A 15,853-nucleotide genomic window follows, 5' to 3' on the forward strand; every position below is an offset into this window, starting at 1 on the left:
AACTGCCGCCCACGACCAGCACGAGCACACCGAACCGGCGTCACATCAGCACCCTGACCAGCTACTTCAAGATGGCGCAGCTTCAGTGCTCAGGAGAGTCGATCAGGGGAGACCACAGTGGGAGGGCGCAGTGACGCCCCGAGGAAGGGAGACCTGCGCGAGCAGGCACTCCTGGACGCCGCCGAAGCGCTGCTCGAGCACACCAGCCTCGAAGAGCTCACAGTCGAGGCCATCGCCAAAGGCGCCGGGATCTCACGCGGCTCCCTCTACTTCGCTTCGGCAACAAACACGAAGTCCTCGCCGCTCTCGTCGAGCGCACCATGCGCACCATTCGAACCGAGGCCGACACCACGGCACGGGATTCGCCCGGACCATGCCCCAGGTACTCCAGCGGGCCGGAATCCCCGATGACAACGGCCCCGACGGAGCCGCCGCCCTGGCACACGCACTGTGCTGGATGACAGAACGAAACTTCTACCGCGCCGCCTGCTCGCCCGAGAACGACTTCGCCCGCGCCACCGCGACCACCGCCGAGACCTGGCGCCGCGTCATGAACAGCTGAACCCGCCCGGTCAAAGCCAGGCCGAGAGCACCACGCACGGCCAGGCCGCGGACCAGGCGCAACCACCGAGCCGTGTCCGTCCCGAGTTCCCGCCGGCTTTGAAGGGCGTATCGGACACTTCAAGGTCGCTTGAACTGCACAACATACGTCGGCGCACCTCAACCGCCGTGTGCCAGCTCCCGTTCGGCGACCGCGCGGAAACTGTGCGGCGGGCGGCCGGTGAGGCGCAGAACGGTGTCGGTGGTACGGTCCTCGGCTCCCTCGGCAATGGCGCGGTCCATTCCGGCCAGCATCGTGGCGAACTCCAGCGGTATCACTGCGGCCAGCCGGTCACGCATGGCGTCGTGGGTCAGGTGGTGGTGGGCCACGGGGCGGCCGGTGACCTGGGCGACGATCGTGGCGATGTCGTCGTGGTTGAGTGCCTCGGGTCCGGTCAGCACCAGGTCGGTATCGGGCGCGTCGTCGTGGGTCAGGGCATGGACGGCGACGGCGGCGATGTCGTCCGCGTCGACGAATCCGACCCGGCCGGTCCCGGCGGCGGTCAGGATGACGCCGTGCTCGCGGATGCTGTCGGCGTGGGCGTGGGTGCCGGTGAAGTTCTGCATGAACCACGAGGGACGCAGCACCGCCCACTGCTCGAACAGGCCGGGCAGAGCCTGGTGCACCACCCCCACCGCCGCGCCGCCCTCAGGAATCGCCGAGGAGCTCAGGAGTACCGCGCGCTCCACGCCGGCGGCGCGAGCCTGGCGGAGGAACGGGAGCATGACCACCGCCGGGTCCGGGTCGCCGACGGGCGGCACGAGGTAGACGCGGTCGGCTCCGGTGAGGGCGTTGCCGAAGGTGGCGGGGTCGTACCAGTCGAAGCGGAACGGCTCCGCGCCCGGGAGCGGGGTGGCACGACGGCTCGCGGCCTTGACCCGGTGACCGGCGGCACTGAGCCGCGCGGCGGTACGGCTGCCCGTGGTACCGGTGGCGCCGATGACCAGGATGGTGGGGGTGGCGGTCATCGAGCGCTGCTCCTGGTGAAGTCGATGGCGGGCTCGTGGACGGCGAGGGGGTTCCAGTAGTCGCGGTAGGAGGTGAAGCGTCCGTCCTGAACGGTCACGAGGGCGATGTAGGCCATGTCGAAGGGGGCGCCCGACTCGACCAGGCGGCCCACACCGCGCATCTCGACCACGATGGTCCCGGGGTCGGTTGTCCGGTGGATCCGCAGATCGGGGAAGTCGTGCAGGTCGATGTGATCGGGGTAGTCGCGCATGTAGGCGGCGATGGCTTCCCTGCCCTCCAGCCGCTCGGGCCAACCCGGAGGAGCGAAGGGGAACTCCATGACGCCGCGCTCGGACCACAGGCCGACCCAGGCGGGAATGTCCTTGTCCAACAGCAGGCGCAGGCTGTGGCGGTACAGATCTTCCGGTGAGGTGTTTGTGGGCATGGGTTCTCCGTCCCGTACGATACGGACCAGCGGTCCGCTTCCAAGAAAGATACGGACCGCCGGTCCGTATCGCAACCGGAGGCACCCCATGCCCGAGCGCAAGCCACGCAAGGACGCGGCCCGAAACCGGGCGGCCGTCTTCGAGGCCGCCGACACCCTCTTCGCCCACTGCCGGAGCCCCGAGGACGTGACGATGGCCGACATCGCGGCGGCCGCCGGCGTCGGCAAAGGCACGCTCTTCCGCGCCTTCGGCGACCGCACCGGACTGATCCGCGCGCTGTACGAGGCACGGCTGGCCCCCCTCGCGAACGCCGTCGAAGAGGGCCCTCCGCCACTGGGCCCCACCACCCCGCCGCTTCAGCGCGTACCGGCCCTGCTCGACTCCGTCCTGTGCTTCAAGCTCGACAACCGCCACCTCGCACTGGCCCTGGAGGGAACCGGCACGGGCAGCCCCTACCGGACCGCGCACTACGAGCGATGGCACGCCCTGCTCCGGGACCTCCTGGACCGCATCCCGGGTGCGGCCGACAGCGACTTCACCGCGCACGCGCTGCTCGCCGCCACCCGGGCCGACCTCGTCGCATACCTGACCGACGAGAAGCGGGCGCCACGCGAGGAACTGCGTGAACGACTGGCGGAGTTCACCACCGGAATCCTCGGCGCCAACGACGGTGCAGGAGGGTTGGCCGACGAACGGGGACCGGCCGACGCACCCTGACCGCCGCCCGACACCCCGCTCGATCCGCTCCTGCCCGGCCCACTCGGGATGCCGCTCGATGAGCAGCGCCCGGACCTCGGCGACGATCTCGTCCTCGCTCATCGCGGAGTCGCGCTGGGCGCCAGGTCTCGTCGCACAGTTCGCGCAAGTAGTCGCGGACGTCGGCGAACGCCTGCGGGCCGCCGAGGTCTCCGTGGCCCGGTCTATCCTCGACCACCTGGTATCGCCCTTGGTGTGGCCCCGCCCGGTGGGCCGCGGCCGTACGGTCCGGCTCCGAGGTCCAGGTTGTACCCATAGTCGTAGACGACTTCGGGGGGTGGGCACCGGGACGCCGTCGAGGCGGCGGGCGACGAGCTGGCCGAGGCCCCGGAACATGTCCAGGTAGCCCGCGACCCGCCCTCCTGGCCACCCACAAAACCGACCAAACTCAACGTCCGCTTCCTGCGGCCCGTCCGTCCGGGCCGGATCATCGGGAAGGGGCGGGTGGTGCACCGGGCAGGCGACATCGCCTTCCTGGAAGCCACCCTCACCGAGCCCGACGGAGTGGCCATCGTGCCACGGCCTGCGCCATCCCCCTCGACCGGGCACCGACCTCGGCGTGACGCTCACAGCGGTCACAGGCGCGCCAGGCTTCGACGGCGCGCCGGTATGCGCTGACCGCGTCGCGGTCGGTGTGACCCTTCGCCGTCCGGCCGCTCGCCGCGGATCGGCGTCAGGTCGCGTACTGATACGTCGGGTAGGTCAGGTAGCCCCCGTCGCCGCCTTGGTAGTACGTGGTCTCGTCGACGGGAGCGATCGGAAGCCCGTTGCGCAGTCGCTCGACCAGGTCGGGGTTGGCGATGAAAGCGCGGCCGAAGCTGATGAGGTCGGCACCCAGCCCGAGCCAGTGGTCGGCGTCATCCTGGCCGGTCTGCTTCGGGCCCATCGGAAGCACCGGGTTCATGATGAGGGCGCCTGGCCATGCACGGCGCAGGCTCACCAGCACCTCTTCGTCGACGGTGGCTTCGAGATGGACGTAGGCCACCCCGAGGCGAGTCAGCTCGGTCAGCAGGGTGGTGTAGAGCTCGGGAACATCGGTCTCCTCGACGCCCCAGAAGGTCCCGCCCGGGGAGAGGCGGATGCCGGTCCTGGCTCCGCCAACGGCTTCGACGGTTGCGGATGCCGCCTCGACGGCGAACCGGATCCTGTTGGTCACCGAGCCTCCGTAGCGATCCGTGCGCAGGTTGGCGTTCGATGAGAGGAACTGCGAGATCAGGTAGCCATTGGCGCCGTGCAGTTCCACACCGTCGAATCCGGCCTCGATCGCCCTGCGGGCGGCTTGGGCATACGACTGGGCGTGCGCAGGTACTTCGGCGGTGTCCAAGGCGCGCGGCGTGGGCGCGGGCTGGGGCCCGGCCGGAGTGAATACGTCGCCGGTGGCAGGGACACCCGAGGGGCCGATGGGCTGCACACCGGTGGTGTCGGGATGCGAAACGCGTCCGCCGTGCATGAGCTGGGCGAAGATCCGGCCGCCGTTGGCGTGCACGGCCGCGGTCACCGGGCGCCACGCGGTGACCTGCTCATCGGTGTGCAATCCCGGTGTGCCCGGGTTGGACTGTCCGATCAAGCTCGGCTGCACGCCCTCGGTCACGATCAGTCCCGCCGTCGCCCGCTGGGCGTAGTACGTCGCCATCGACGGTGTTGCCAGGCCATCGGCGGCGGCGCGGACCCGCGTCATCGGGGCCATGACTACCCGGTTGGGCAGCATCAGGTCGCCAAGCCGGTAGCTGTTGAAAAGGCTCATCACGCAAGAACTCCTCGTTCCGTGGCGCCCAGGTCTCGGGCACGGCAGTTACGCTAGAACCTCACATCGATGTCAGAGGCAAGAGTTGTGCCGCAGGTCACAGACGGGAGGGCGGCGTGCGCATCGGGGAACTCGCGTCACAAGCCGGAGTCAGCGTCCGGTCCGTGCGCTATTACGAGGAACAGGGGCTGCTCACCAGCATCCGCAGCACCAGTGGACAGCGGCATTACACGGACGACGAGGTTCAACGGGTCATGTTCATCCAGCGGCTGTATGCCGCGGGCTTGTCCAGCCGTACCATCGCCGAACTGCTGCCTTGTGTCGATTCCCCCAGCGAGGAGAACTCCGATGCCGCGCTGGAGCGGATGGCGCAGGAGCGCGATCGGCTCTCCGAGCACATCACCCACCTCATGGGCACGCGGGACGCACTCGATGAGCTGATGGCCGCGGCCCGAGCGCACCGGGAGATTCTGCGCACGACAGTGGCCGACTGATCCGTTTGCTTCCCTCTCCCCCAGCCTCCTGCCGACTCACCTCAGGGCTTGCTCACCGGGACGCACGCGCGGCACGGCGGTTCCAGGCCTCGCCGAGTTCGTCGGTCAGGGTGCCCGGTTCGGGCGGGCCGTCGCCCGCTCAAGGCCCAACGGGCAGTCGCCACGCGGTTCGACAAGCGGGCCTTCTTCTTCCACGGCACGGTCACCCTCGCATCGATTCGGGCATGGCTCCGCTAATGACCGCCGGCAGTCTTAGGGCCGATGGCAGACGGCCTCGATGTTGTTCCCATCGGGATCGCGGACAAATGCTCCGTAGTAGGACTCGTGGTACTCCGGCCAGAGCCGGGGCGCGTGCAGGACCTCGGCATCTACCGCGAGGGCCGCTGCGTAGAAGGCGTCCACGGCGGCGCGGTCGGCCGCGGCGAATGCGATGTGCAGTTCGCCCGCAGGCGCGGGGTCGGTCGCGGGGACCAGCCACAACGGGTGGCCTGTGACCCCGAAGCTGATGTTTTCACCGAACTGCTTCTTGCGCTCGCCACCTAGTGGAGCGAGTACGGCGTCGTAAAAGGCGGCGCTGGCTGAGATGTCGTTTACCTGGATGGCAATGTGATCCAACATGCGTCAACTCTGTACCACCGAAAGGGAGTTGTCGCGGCCTTTTATTTCAGACACTCCCCGGCTGAGCGCAGCAGCTCATGCCTGTGCTCCCAACCCATCGGACACGCTCCAGTGTGCGGTGGTCATGGATCCCATGAGCAGGACCGCACGACGCCTGCTGAACCCCCGGCCCAGGCTGGCCCTCACGCGGTTGAGTCGGCCTGAGACGACGCTCGGCAGTGGTGTGCGGCCGTCAAGGGACCGCAGCGCCGTCGCCACGACCTCCCCGGGGAACTGACGTCTGGAGCCGCCGTACGCGGCGTTGGTGCCGATGACGTCGAAGAACTCGGTGCTGGTCGCGCCGGGAGACAGCGCTATCACGCGCAACCCGGTGCCACGGGACTCCCGCCACAGGGCCTCGGCGAAGCTCAGCACGACCGTGCCGCAGGCGTGGCCCCGCCTGCCCCGGCGGAGCCGGAGGACGAACAGTCCGACACAGGTCCCGTGGCCGGGGCCGGCCGCCAGGGGGCCGGACCTGCACAGATCCTCCAGCGGATCTGTAATGGTTGTAATGCCTGGCGAAGTTACATCAGCCTGTTGGTATGACCAGGATGACGCCCAGCCCACAGGGCACTGATCCATCCCGCCCGACCAGCGGAGAAGTGGTTCCTCACCAGCACGACGCAGGTGCCGGCCGCCGCGCGAACCGGGCGGGAGCCACCGCAGGCCCGCAATCGGCCTGGCCCGCCTTTCGCCGGCTCGAGCGCGTGCGCTTGGCTCGCCGCGTTCCGACGGCCAGTCGTTGGCGGGGGTGCTGACCGTTGTCTAGTCGCCTCGAGGCACCTGCCGGTTCTCCGATCATGGAGATGGCCCGCCGGGCGGCCGAGTACCGTGCGGCCGGCCGTCGCATCATTGACCTCACGCTCGGCGAGCCGGACTTCGCCCCACCTGCGCACGCCGTTGCTGCCGCCCAGCAGGCCGCCGTCCGCCCGATGGTCTACACCCCTGCCAACGGGATACCGGAACTGCGCCGTGCCGCGCGACGTGCGCTGCAACGAGACCGCGCTCTGAGGTACTCGGATGCCGAGGTGGCCGTGGGGTGCGGCGCCAAGCAGGTGATCTTCAACGCGTTCTTCGCCACCCTGCGCCGGGGCGACGAGGTGATCATCCCGGCGCCCTACTGGGCGAGCTATCCGGACATGGTTCGCCTGTGTGGTGCCGTGCCCGTGATCGTTCCCTGCTCGGCCGAGTCAGGGTTCAGACTTTCTCCCGACGCGCTGGAAGCGGCCGTGACCGAGCGCACGCGCTGGGTCGTGCTCAACGCTCCCCGCAATCCGTCGGGCGCCACCTACAGCCATGACGCTCTGGCCGGCCTCGCCGAGGTACTGCGGTGCCACCCCTCGGCGCTGATCCTTTCGGACGAGATCTACGCTCACATCCGCTACCACGCCAAGGACTACAACAGCATCGCCCAGGTCGCGCCTGACCTGCGCGAGCGGATCCTGCTCGTCGACGGCGTCTCCAAGGCGTACGCGATGACCGGCTGGCGTGTCGGCTGGGGGTTCGGGCCGACCGAGTTGATCCGCGGCATCACCGCCGTGCAGACGCACAACTGCACACAGACCTCTGCCGTGAGCCAGATCGCGGCCGTCGTCGCACTGCAGGGACCGCAGGATCTTCTGGCGGAGCGGCGTGAGACATACCGTCGGCGGCGCGATGCGGGCTTGGCGATCCTGAAACGGAGCCGGCACCTGGACACGGTGGAACCCGACGGCGCGTTCTACCTCTTCCCGCGCCTTGCGGTCGGCGCCGACGTCGCAGTAGCGGACGCCCTCCTCGAAGCGGGATGCGCGACCGTCCCGGGCAGCGCCTTCGGCGCGCCGGGCCACCTGCGGCTCTCCTTCGCCACCGACATCGCCACCCTGGAAGAGGGCTGCCGCATCATCGTCGCCACGCTGGATGGGATCTCGGCGTGATCGCACTGACCGTAAGGGCGCTCGTTCCGATCGTCCTGCTGATCGCGTTGGGCTACGCGCTCAAGCGATCGATGATCACAGCCGAGAGTTTCTGGTCCGAAGCCGAGCGCCTCAGCTATCGCGTCCTGTTGCCGGCCCTGTTCCTGCACAGCCTGGCGACGGCCGACACCGACGATCTGCCGGTGGGGGCTCTGGCAGGCGCTCTGATCGCCTCCACGGTGGCAGTGGCCGTACTGGTCATCGCCTGCAAGCCTCTGATGGGGCTGAAGGGTGATGCCTTCACCTCGGTCTTCCAGGGCAGTATCCGGTTCAACAACTACATTGGTGTGACGATCGCCGCCGGCCTGTTCGGCACCAAGGGCGTCGCCTTCGCCGCGGTCTGCAACGCGGCGATCGTGCCCACCGTCAATGTGCTGTGCGTGCTGGTCTTCGCGTGGTTCGGGACCGCGCGCCTGCACTTCTCGGGCATCGTCAAACAGCTCGTGACCAACCCGCTCATCCTCGCCTGCGCAGGAGGCATCCTCCTACAGGCGCTCGGTCTGAGCCTGCCGCCAGGCATCGAACCAGCACTCCAGGCGCTGGGAGCCGCCTCGATGCCGCTGGGGCTGCTCTGCATCGGTGCCGCGCTGCGCTTCGGCACGGCACGGTCGTGGGTGGCCCCGATCCTCACGTCGTCGTCCGCCAAGTTCGCGCTCATGCCGACCGCGACGTTCCTGGCGGCGCAGCTCATCGGCCTGGGCTCCCAGGCGCTGATCATCGCCGTGCTGTTCCAGGCCCTGCCCACGGCATCGTCGTCGTACATCCTGGCACGGCAACTCGGTGGCGACGCACCGCTGATGGCCGGGATCACCGCGATGCAAACCGTCCTGGGCATAGCCGCTGTCCCGCTCGTCGTGGCGCTGGTCCCGGCATAGCGCCGGCCAGACGCTAGCGTTGCTTGTTGCGGTGGCGGCGGACCGCATCGGTGTTGGCGCAGCGGGCGCAACAGTAGGCACGGCGGCCGTTGCGGCTCGTGTCGACGAAAGCGGTCCTGCAAGAGCCCAGCGCACATACGCCCAGCCGTTCCCCCTCGGCCTCCATGGTGAAAATGGCCAGCCCCCCGGCAGTCACGGCTTTCACGCGGCTTTGGAGGTCCTGGCCGTCCGGAGCAAAGTGCAGATGTGGTCGCAGGTTGTCGTGCGTGGTCAGATACACACTCCCTGCGCCATCCGCGAGCAGAGCGTTGATGTTCTGGCACAGTTCGGTCTGCGAGGACGCCTCGAAGACCAGCCTCATCCGCCGCGACCACGCCCTGATCTCCTCACCACTGGAGCCAGTGACACGCGGACGACGGATCTGATACTCCCGCAACGCCCGTTCCAGCACCTCAGGCGCCCATGAACCACTCGAATCAAGATTCACCAGCGCCACGGCCAGATGAACCCCAACCATGTTGTCATGCTCAAACTGCATTTAACCATTGCAGCACAGAGCCTGTGCTCCGGCTACTCGCGCCACCACCTCCTGCTCCCGCAATCGGCCATCGCGTTCGGTGTCGATCCGCTCGGTGAGCTTGTCGGCGTGCTCGCCGAGCACGCTGTGCAGGAGGCGGGAGAGAACGGGCGGCGGTGCCGGAACACTGTTCTTGGCTGGCTTCTTGCCGGTGTACAGCTCCGGTCAATGTCCGCAGGCCGCGTGCGAGTGGCTCGGTCGGCACGCGGCGCCGGTGGCACTGCAACGTCTTCGCCGCGGTGATCGAGGCGTGCGTCGTGCGGGTCGCCGCCGTCGTCGCACTGGCGTCGTGGACGATCTCGCCCCCGATCATGGTGAGCGTCCGGCTGTCCGGCGGCACCACCGCACCGCGCGTCAAAGCGCGACCGCACCTGTGGATGCAGCGGATGATGACGAACGCGCTGCCCGCCCTCCGGACGTGGGCGGACCAGGACAAGGACTCGCTGAGGTCCATCACCCGGGCCGACGTCCTCGCCGTCCTGGCCGACAGCGGAACCCCACGCGTCGATATGCTCCAGGGTCTGCGGCACATCCTGCGGTCACTGAAGAACCAGCGGGTCATCTTCACCGACCCCACCATCCGGATCTTCTGCGGCATGCCGAGCACCACCATTCCCCTGCCCGTCGAGCCCGACGGCCTCCGCAGAATCCTGCACGGCCAGGAGGCGCCGAGCGCGGCCCGCCTCGGCCATCTTCCACGCGCTCGCCTCTGGGCAACTGCGCAGGCTAAAGACCACCGACCTGCGCGATGGGCGGCTGTTTCTGCCGAACCGCACTGTTCTCTCGCCGAACCCGTGCGTACTCGTCTGGCGGCCTACTTGGACTACCGGAACCGGCGCTGGCCCCACACCGCCAACCCCTACCTGTTCGTCTCCCAGACCACGGGCTGCGGCGTTGAGCCGGTCAGCAGCATCTGGATCAACGACGTGCTCGGCATGCCCACCAGTCGGCTGCGGGAGGACAGTCTCCTGCACAAGGCCAAGGCCACCGGCGGCGACCCCCGCCGCATCTGCGACTTGTTCGGCCTGTCCGTCGGCGCAGCCCTGCGCTACACCGGCACCATCGACCAGCCCAGCTTCAAAGTTTTGACAGGCGTGATCCGGGCCGCGTCACCATGACGGATGCGTTCCGGCCCACCAGCTCATGGACGAGGGCATTGCCCTGCTCTCCGCTACCCGCTCCAAGACCAAATCCATGTTCCTGACCTACCAGGCCAGGCCTACCTCCGCGACGGTGAGCCCGACGTTGCCGCGGAAACAGTTACACGCTCCCCGACCTGGCCAGCCGGATCGACGCCCCCAGGAGCGTATCGATGATCCGTGACCTCGAACCGGAACTGTCGCGATGCGCGCAGACAGCTCCCGTCGCCGAGCTGTTCGAACGGCTCCGAGCCGTCGGCTGAAGCTTCGTCACCGCTGCCCCCTCCTGGAACAGGACCGACCCGGCCAACGCCAGCTTTGACGAGGACGACGGGGAGTAGGAGAGCCTGGGGGCCGCACGTCTCTGCGGCCCGCCGGATCGGCGGCAGAGGATGAGGCGCCAGGCTGGGAAAGCCCGGGAAGTGTTGGGCCGCCAGGCCTTTCGGTCCTACGCTTGAAGCCGGTCGGCGGCGGGGTGGCGTTCCTCCTGTCCCGTAGGGCGGATCAGGCTGCCCGCGGCGGGTGCAACCCGGGGAGCGCTGTGGACTGTGCGGTGCTGGCTGGGTGTGGTTCCGTAGTGGTCCAGGAACACCTGCCTCATGGTCTCGGCGGAGCTGAACCCGCAGCGCCTCGCGATCGAAGCCAACGGCAGTGCTGTGGAGACGAGGAGTTGTGAGGCCGCCTCGGCTCGGGCGGTCCGTACGAACTGGGCCGGTGTCTGTCCGAGGTGGTCGAGGAACAGCCGGGCCAGATGACGTCCGCTGACTCCCGCGTACGCGGCGAGCGCTGTGGCGCTGAGGTCGCTGTCGAGGTGCTCGGTGATGTGCTCGACGGTCTGTTGTACGGTCCGGTGCTCCGGAGCCGGCGCGTCGACGAACATGCTGATCTGTGCCTGGTTGCCGGGTCGTTGGAGGTAGGTCACCATCATCCGGGCCAGCATCCGTGCGAGGGCCGGGCCGTGGTCCTCCTCGACGAACGCGAGGGTGAGGTCGAGCGCTCCGGTGACCCCGGCCGACGTGCAGACGTGCTCGTCGCGCAGGTACAGCGGCGCGGCGTCGACGTGGACGGCCGGGTGACGCTGCGCGAGGTCGTGCGCGTACGCCCAGTGGGTCGTGGCGCGCCGACCGTCGAGCAGCCCGGTCGCCGCCAGCAAGCTCGCGCCCGTGCACACCGAGGCGACCCGGCGGCCGATACCGGCCAGACGGCGCACGTGCTCGACCAGCCGGGTGTTCTGCGCCGCCACGGCGTGGCCCGGCCCGCCGACGACCAGCAGCGTATCGACCGGGCCGCGGGTACGCTCCAGCGCCGCCTGCGCGCCCAGGACCAGTCCTGAGGAGCAGCGCACCGGGCGGCCCTGTGGGCTGACCAGGCGGACCTCGTAGGGCGGACTCACACCGAGGCGGTTCGCCCCGTCGAAGGCGCTGGTCACGCAGGCGACCTCCACGAGTTCCACATCGTCGTAGGCCACGACCACCACACGGTGGCGGACAGCTGTCGTCATGCCTGCGACACTACCCAATCCGTCTGGAGGACAGGTATCCCAGGATTTCGGACATGGACTCCGCGGGCTTCTGTCTCTGCTGGCGGCGGTGGGTGAGGGTTGTCAGGGCGGCAGCTCGCCGCCGGTAACCGGCCACCCATCGACATTCAGGAGTCCTGTCATGACCGAAAACTTGCCCGCACCGTCCGCGGCCCCGGTGAAGACCATCGCCTTCGTGCTGTACCCGGGGCTCACGCCGCTGGACATCGTCGGCCCGCTGCAGGTCTTCGCAGCGCTGGGTGATCTGGTCCCCGGTTACCTCACCGTCGTGGTCGGCGAGCGAATCGAGCCGATGAGCAGCGACACAGCGCTGTCCCTGGTGCCCAGTCACACCTTCGAGGACATGCCCGAGCCGCACACCTTGATCGTGCCCGGCGGCCTCGTCCCCACCCTTGCCGCGATGGCCGACGAGAGCCTGCTGCGGAACCTGCGCGAGACCGCCGCGCGGAGCCAGGTCGTCGGCTCGGTGTGCACCGGCTCACTGCTGCTCGCGGCGGCAGGGCTCCTGGAGGGCCGCCAGGCCACCACCCACTGGATGTACCGCGACTTGCTCGCCCGCTTCGGGGCGACGCCGGTCGTCCGGCGCTGGGTTGAGGACGGGCACTTCATCACGGCCGCCGGGGTCTCGGCCGGCATCGACATGGCACTGCACCTCGTCGGCCGCCTCGCCGGCAACGAGGTCGCGCGCATGGTCCAGCTGTTCATCGAGTACGACCCCGAGCCGCCGTTCGGCCCGATCGACTGGACGGCTGCCGACAGCGGCCAGTACGCCCCCTTCGCCGGGCAGCTGCTCGAGAACGCCCTCACCGACTACCCTGCCCTGCTGGCGCACCTGAGCAACTGAGCGTCGCGGTCCCTCGCCGCCCCCTCGGCGATCGACTGCGGGTCCGCCTGGTTGACCCTTGCCGGAGCGCGTCCTGCTGGGCCTGCCGTCGCTGCCGCGGGACATCCGGGCCTACGCCGCTGCGGAGCAGAACGCGATGAAGTGGACGTGGCGGATCCTCGGCTTCTCGCTTGTCGTCTTCTTCCTCTCTGCGATCCTGCAAGGCGTTGTGGGCGGCATATAGCTGCTGCTGCGCGGCAGCCCCCGCAGCACGCGCGGAGCCCTCTCACGCACCGAGGGGGCTCCACGCATCGCGAGCCGCCGACGCGACTCGGCTGAATCAGCAGGTGCCGTCAAAACTCGTTCAGAACTCGTCAACAAAGAAGTGATCGAAGCCATACGAGGTGCGGCCTGGCCCTCGGTTCGGCGGGCCCGGACGAACCCGAGCCCGCTCCGGTACCGTTCTGGACGCACCACCCGCGAGTTCGGCTACGAGCCCCCTTCGGAAAACTCGAACCCACTGCCTTTTGCCTTCTCCTTAAGTCGTTCAAGTAAGTGTCGGTTGTCGCGCTGCCGTCCGCCGTGGCGGAACACGGCCTCGTACGCGGTGAGCGCGGTACGTAGGGCGCGGTCGCCGATGACGTGCGCGTGCAGTTGCCAGCCGGCCGGGTCCAGTACGAGGGCCAGGTTGGTGATGGTGTCCTGGTCGAAGTCGAGCCTGCCGCGGCAGGTGCCGGGTTCCCAGTGCGGGTCGGCGTCGGTACCGGTGTTGACCAGGTAGGGGTCGAGCATCGCGGCCGTGTGCGCCGGGTACTCCATGACACCGTCCATGAACACCTTGGCGGTGCCCGTACTGACCAGGTCGGAGCCGGCCAGGTTCTTCTTGAAGGCCCGCAACGTGGCGAGTGCGGCTCGGGGATCCTTGGCCTGCTCGACGGAGAGGAGGTAGGCCAGGCCTGTGCGCAGTTTCAGCTTGTTCGCCGCGGCGAGGGCCGAGTACAGCTCGACGAAGCCGTCTTCGGCCGCGGCGTCCATGACCGAGGTCACGCCGACGGCGGCCAGCATCGCGAACGCCTCGCTTGCCGCCGCCATTGCCTGTGCCGGGGTGGGATGCGGGATGACATCGCGCACCAGGCGTCGGGCGGCGTCCTTCAGCAGGCTGGTGGGCTCACCGGAAGCATCGCGCACGATGGTGCCGCCGTCCGGGTCCGGCGTGTTCTTGGTGATCCCTGCCAGGGCGAGGGCGTGGGAGTTGACCCAGGCGTTGTGGCTGTCCGAGGAGTGGACGTAGAGGGGCCGTTTCGTGGCGAGCGAGTCCAGGTCGGCCTTGGTCACGACGGTCCCGGCCGGCAGGACGCCGCTGGAGTGCCAGTTGTCGATCTGGAGCCAGCCGCCGGGCTCCTGGTCGGCGGACGCCTTGAGGGCGGAGGTGATGACGGCCTGGATCTGCGGAATCGTCAGCTTGGTGTCCGCGAGACACACGTTGTGCAGGGAAGGGCCCGCGACAATGGGATGGGCGTGCCCGTCGTGCAGGCCCGGCATCACGAAGCCGCCCTTGAGGTCGATCGCTTCGGTGTCGCGGCCGGCGGATCTTCCCGCTGGTGGTCATGGGGATGGTGCCGACCCGCACGAGGTGCACGCCGGTCGGCCGAACACCGTGTTCGGCGGCCACCGCCGCCAGCAGACTGCCGCGCAGGGCGTCGAGTTCGGCCCGGTTCTGGCGGCTGTTGCGCACCTCGGCGACGACCATGACGTGTTCCTCGGACGTGCCCCGGACCCCGAAGGCGACCGACCGGTGGACGGACGGATGGGCGCGGTCGACCGTGCGCTCGATGTCCTGCGGGTAGAGGTTCCGGCCGGCCACCACGAGCAGACCGCTTATCCGGCCGGTGACGAACAGTTCCCCGTCGCGCAGATAGCCGAGGTCACCGGTCCGCAGATACGTCCGCGGACCGGTGCGGTCAGCAGGCGTCGCGCCGAACGTCGAGCCGGTCAGCTCGGGTTTGCGATGGTAGCCGGAGGCGACGTTGGGGCCATGTACCCAGATCTCTCCGACCTCGCCGACGGACAGCACCCGGCCGGAGTCCGGATCGACGACAAGCAGCTCGTGGCTCTCCGCAGGGCCCCCGCAACCGACAATGGGGACCGCATGGTCCACCCCGCCCACCACCCGGCCACGCGACAACTCCTCCCGGTCCACCCACTCGACGCTGATGGACGTCTCGGGCGCTTTGGCCGTCACGAGCAGCGTGGCCTCGGCGAGCCCGTAACACGGGATCAGTGTCTTCTCCCGATAGCCCCGGGGCGCGAACCGCTTCCGGAAGGCGTTCAAAGTCTCGAGCACGACCGGCTCCGAGCCACAGAAGACCTGACGGAGTGACGACAGGTCCACACGGGCCAGATCCTCCTCGTCCACAGTGTCTGCGCAGAGCTGGAAGGCGAAGTTCGGTGCGACGGTGATGGTCACTCGGTGCTCGGTGATCGCCTGAAGCCAGCGAGTCGGCTGCTGGACGAAGTGCTCCGGCGTCATCATCAGCAGCGGCCAGCCACCGTGAAGCGCCAGCATGATGGTCCCGATGAGTCCCATGTCGTGATACGGCGGCAACCAAGTCAACCCCACGCGATCGTCCTCCGCGCCGATGTGCCGGCCGATGGCGTGGCAGTTGCTCATCAGGTTGGCGTGCGTCAGCTCCACGCCCTTCGGGTCGCCCGTCGAGCCGGACGAGTACTGGATCAGCGCTGTGTCCGTCGGCCGCACAGGATCGTCCGGCGCCGTGGAGGGACTGTCAGCCGCCTTCGAGGGAGGTTCGTCGTCCAGCGGCATCAGCCGCGGCATCATGTCTCCACCGGCCGCCATCCCGGCGAATCGCGCCTCATGGCGGGAGTCGGCCAGGATCGCACCAGGCACACAGTCGGCCAGGATCGAACGCAGCCGGGTCACGGCTCGCCGATTGGTCGGAGGAGCAGCCGGGACAGCCGTCGCGCCGACCTGGAGTATGCCCATCAGCCCCGCCACGAACCGCAGTCCGGGCTGACCGGCCAACACCACGCGGTCGCCACGGTGTCCTCCGGACCTCAACCGCGCCGCCACAGCGTCGGAGTGCCGCTTCAGATCGCGATAGGTCCACGATTCAATGCGGTTACCCATCCCGTCAGCCAGAAAGCGGAACGCTGGGCGGTGGGGCGTGAGGCGTTCCCGAACACCGAGGATGCCGGTGAGTGTCGCATCCGGCCGGGACATGTACAGCGCGATCTGTGAGGACGCTCGATCCTGCTGACGTGTCGCGACCTCATGCTC

Annotated in this window: 19 protein-coding genes and 2 pseudogenes; 12 read left to right on the forward strand and 9 right to left on the reverse strand. The window is 68.7% G+C overall.

Annotated elements, in window-relative coordinates:
- Positions 1-117: 117 nt before the first annotated feature.
- Positions 118-411 (forward strand): TetR family transcriptional regulator, encoded by a 294-nt coding sequence (locus JK363_RS42940; protein ID WP_307821929.1) that lies wholly within the window; start codon positions 118-120, stop codon positions 409-411.
- Positions 374-562 (forward strand): hypothetical protein, encoded by a 189-nt coding sequence (locus JK363_RS42945; RefSeq protein ID WP_236076255.1) that lies wholly within the window; start codon positions 374-376, stop codon positions 560-562. Before JK363_RS42940 ends, JK363_RS42945 begins: the two co-directional genes overlap by 38 nt.
- A 158-nt stretch (positions 563-720) precedes the next feature.
- Here JK363_RS42945 and JK363_RS30795 read toward each other — a convergent pair whose 3' ends face one another.
- Complete coding sequence (locus tag JK363_RS30795; RefSeq protein ID WP_201880120.1) at positions 721-1,569, reverse strand: NAD(P)H-binding protein; 849 nt, start codon at positions 1,567-1,569, stop codon at positions 721-723.
- The gene (locus JK363_RS30800; RefSeq protein ID WP_201880124.1) at positions 1,566-1,994 is read right to left on the reverse strand and encodes a nuclear transport factor 2 family protein; all 429 of its coding nucleotides are present in this window, start codon (positions 1,992-1,994) and stop codon (positions 1,566-1,568) included. Before JK363_RS30800 ends, JK363_RS30795 begins: the two co-directional genes overlap by 4 nt.
- An 88-nt stretch (positions 1,995-2,082) precedes the next feature.
- Between JK363_RS30800 and JK363_RS30805 the strand changes: the two genes are divergently transcribed.
- Positions 2,083-2,712: a TetR/AcrR family transcriptional regulator gene (locus JK363_RS30805; protein ID WP_201880127.1), complete on the forward strand. Its 630-nt coding sequence runs from the start codon at positions 2,083-2,085 to the stop codon at positions 2,710-2,712.
- Positions 2,713-3,066: 354 nt separating this feature from the next.
- Positions 3,067-3,369 (forward strand): hotdog domain-containing protein, encoded by a 303-nt coding sequence (locus tag JK363_RS44760; protein ID WP_372444891.1) that lies wholly within the window; start codon positions 3,067-3,069, stop codon positions 3,367-3,369.
- Between the two features lie 55 nt (positions 3,370-3,424).
- Here the strand turns inward: JK363_RS44760 and JK363_RS30810 are convergent, their stop codons facing one another.
- Positions 3,425-4,495: an alkene reductase gene (locus JK363_RS30810; RefSeq protein ID WP_215911443.1), complete on the reverse strand. Its 1,071-nt coding sequence runs from the start codon at positions 4,493-4,495 to the stop codon at positions 3,425-3,427.
- Positions 4,496-4,611: 116 nt separating this feature from the next.
- Between JK363_RS30810 and JK363_RS30815 the strand changes: the two genes are divergently transcribed.
- Positions 4,612-4,989, forward strand: a complete 378-nt coding sequence (locus JK363_RS30815; protein WP_201880133.1) for a MerR family transcriptional regulator — start codon at positions 4,612-4,614, stop codon at positions 4,987-4,989.
- 138 nt (positions 4,990-5,127) lie between these two features.
- Positions 5,128-5,226, forward strand: a pseudogene (locus JK363_RS30820) (IS5/IS1182 family transposase); the annotation flags it as partial.
- A 15-nt stretch (positions 5,227-5,241) separates the two neighbouring features.
- Here JK363_RS30820 and JK363_RS30825 read toward each other — a convergent pair.
- Both JK363_RS30825 and JK363_RS30830 read right to left on the reverse strand, forming a co-directional pair.
- Positions 5,242-5,607: a VOC family protein gene (locus JK363_RS30825; RefSeq protein WP_201880136.1), complete on the reverse strand. Its 366-nt coding sequence runs from the start codon at positions 5,605-5,607 to the stop codon at positions 5,242-5,244.
- Positions 5,608-5,682: 75 nt separating this feature from the next.
- Positions 5,683-6,021, reverse strand: coding sequence for an SDR family oxidoreductase (locus tag JK363_RS30830; RefSeq protein ID WP_201880139.1), 339 nt, complete (start codon positions 6,019-6,021; stop codon positions 5,683-5,685).
- A 425-nt stretch (positions 6,022-6,446) separates the two neighbouring features.
- Here JK363_RS30830 and JK363_RS30835 point away from each other — a divergent pair, with 425 nt between their 5' ends.
- Entirely contained in the window at positions 6,447-7,562 is a 1,116-nt protein-coding gene (locus tag JK363_RS30835) for an aminotransferase class I/II-fold pyridoxal phosphate-dependent enzyme (RefSeq protein ID WP_201880142.1), read from the forward strand.
- Entirely contained in the window at positions 7,559-8,476 is a 918-nt protein-coding gene (locus tag JK363_RS30840) for an AEC family transporter (RefSeq protein ID WP_201880145.1), read from the forward strand. The genes JK363_RS30835 and JK363_RS30840 overlap by 4 nt, the downstream gene beginning before the upstream one ends.
- A gap of 13 nt (positions 8,477-8,489) precedes the next feature.
- On the opposite strand, the gene JK363_RS30845 is transcribed toward JK363_RS30840, so the two are convergent.
- The gene (locus tag JK363_RS30845) at positions 8,490-9,014 is read right to left on the reverse strand and encodes a CGNR zinc finger domain-containing protein (protein WP_201880148.1); all 525 of its coding nucleotides are present in this window, start codon (positions 9,012-9,014) and stop codon (positions 8,490-8,492) included.
- Between JK363_RS30845 and JK363_RS30850 the strand changes: the two genes are divergently transcribed.
- Positions 9,000-9,296 carry a hypothetical protein gene (locus JK363_RS30850; RefSeq protein ID WP_201880152.1) on the forward strand — a complete coding sequence of 99 codons (297 nt, stop codon included), beginning with the start codon at positions 9,000-9,002 and terminating at the stop codon, positions 9,294-9,296. The genes JK363_RS30845 and JK363_RS30850 overlap by 15 nt on opposite strands.
- A 14-nt stretch (positions 9,297-9,310) precedes the next feature.
- Positions 9,311-10,171: a hypothetical protein gene (locus tag JK363_RS30855; protein WP_201880155.1), complete on the forward strand. Its 861-nt coding sequence runs from the start codon at positions 9,311-9,313 to the stop codon at positions 10,169-10,171.
- Positions 10,172-10,640: 469 nt separating this feature from the next.
- Here JK363_RS30855 and JK363_RS30860 read toward each other — a convergent pair whose 3' ends face one another.
- The gene (locus JK363_RS30860; RefSeq protein WP_201880158.1) at positions 10,641-11,693 is read right to left on the reverse strand and encodes a GlxA family transcriptional regulator; all 1,053 of its coding nucleotides are present in this window, start codon (positions 11,691-11,693) and stop codon (positions 10,641-10,643) included.
- A gap of 160 nt (positions 11,694-11,853) precedes the next feature.
- Between JK363_RS30860 and JK363_RS30865 the strand changes: the two genes are divergently transcribed.
- Both JK363_RS30865 and JK363_RS30870 read left to right on the forward strand, forming a co-directional pair.
- Positions 11,854-12,576 carry a DJ-1/PfpI family protein gene (locus tag JK363_RS30865; protein ID WP_201880161.1) on the forward strand — a complete coding sequence of 241 codons (723 nt, stop codon included), beginning with the start codon at positions 11,854-11,856 and terminating at the stop codon, positions 12,574-12,576.
- A gap of 58 nt (positions 12,577-12,634) precedes the next feature.
- The gene (locus tag JK363_RS30870) at positions 12,635-12,799 is read left to right on the forward strand and encodes a hypothetical protein (protein WP_201880164.1); all 165 of its coding nucleotides are present in this window, start codon (positions 12,635-12,637) and stop codon (positions 12,797-12,799) included.
- Positions 12,800-13,044: 245 nt separating this feature from the next.
- Here JK363_RS30870 and JK363_RS30875 read toward each other — a convergent pair whose 3' ends face one another.
- Both JK363_RS30875 and JK363_RS44765 read right to left on the reverse strand, forming a co-directional pair.
- Positions 13,045-14,097 carry an amidohydrolase gene (locus tag JK363_RS30875; RefSeq protein ID WP_201880167.1) on the reverse strand — a complete coding sequence of 351 codons (1,053 nt, stop codon included), beginning with the start codon at positions 14,095-14,097 and terminating at the stop codon, positions 13,045-13,047.
- A gap of 526 nt (positions 14,098-14,623) precedes the next feature.
- Positions 14,624-15,796 (reverse strand): annotated as a pseudogene (locus JK363_RS44765) (AMP-binding protein); the annotation flags it as partial.
- Positions 15,797-15,853: the final 57 nt, after the last annotated feature.

It is taken from the genome of Streptomyces coffeae, assembly GCF_016741875.1.
Classification (GTDB): domain Bacteria; phylum Actinomycetota; class Actinomycetes; order Streptomycetales; family Streptomycetaceae; genus Streptomyces; species Streptomyces coffeae.

Coding starts and splice junctions, on each gene's coding strand:
- JK363_RS42945 (WP_236076255.1), top strand. CDS start 374: ATGCCCCAGGTACTCCAGCGGGCCGGAATCCCCGATGACAACGGCCCC.
- JK363_RS30795 (WP_201880120.1), bottom strand. CDS start 1,569: ATGACCGCCACCCCCACCATCCTGGTCATCGGCGCCACCGGTACCACG.
- JK363_RS30800 (WP_201880124.1), bottom strand. CDS start 1,994: ATGCCCACAAACACCTCACCGGAAGATCTGTACCGCCACAGCCTGCGC.
- JK363_RS30805 (WP_201880127.1), top strand. CDS start 2,083: ATGCCCGAGCGCAAGCCACGCAAGGACGCGGCCCGAAACCGGGCGGCC.
- JK363_RS30810 (WP_215911443.1), bottom strand. CDS start 4,495: ATGAGCCTTTTCAACAGCTACCGGCTTGGCGACCTGATGCTGCCCAAC.
- JK363_RS30825 (WP_201880136.1), bottom strand. CDS start 5,607: ATGTTGGATCACATTGCCATCCAGGTAAACGACATCTCAGCCAGCGCC.
- JK363_RS30835 (WP_201880142.1), top strand. CDS start 6,447: ATGGAGATGGCCCGCCGGGCGGCCGAGTACCGTGCGGCCGGCCGTCGC.
- JK363_RS30850 (WP_201880152.1), top strand. CDS start 9,000: ATGCTCAAACTGCATTTAACCATTGCAGCACAGAGCCTGTGCTCCGGC.
- JK363_RS30845 (WP_201880148.1), bottom strand. CDS start 9,014: ATGCAGTTTGAGCATGACAACATGGTTGGGGTTCATCTGGCCGTGGCG.
- JK363_RS30860 (WP_201880158.1), bottom strand. CDS start 11,693: ATGACGACAGCTGTCCGCCACCGTGTGGTGGTCGTGGCCTACGACGAT.
- JK363_RS30865 (WP_201880161.1), top strand. CDS start 11,854: ATGACCGAAAACTTGCCCGCACCGTCCGCGGCCCCGGTGAAGACCATC.
- JK363_RS30875 (WP_201880167.1), bottom strand. CDS start 14,097: ATGCCGGGCCTGCACGACGGGCACGCCCATCCCATTGTCGCGGGCCCT.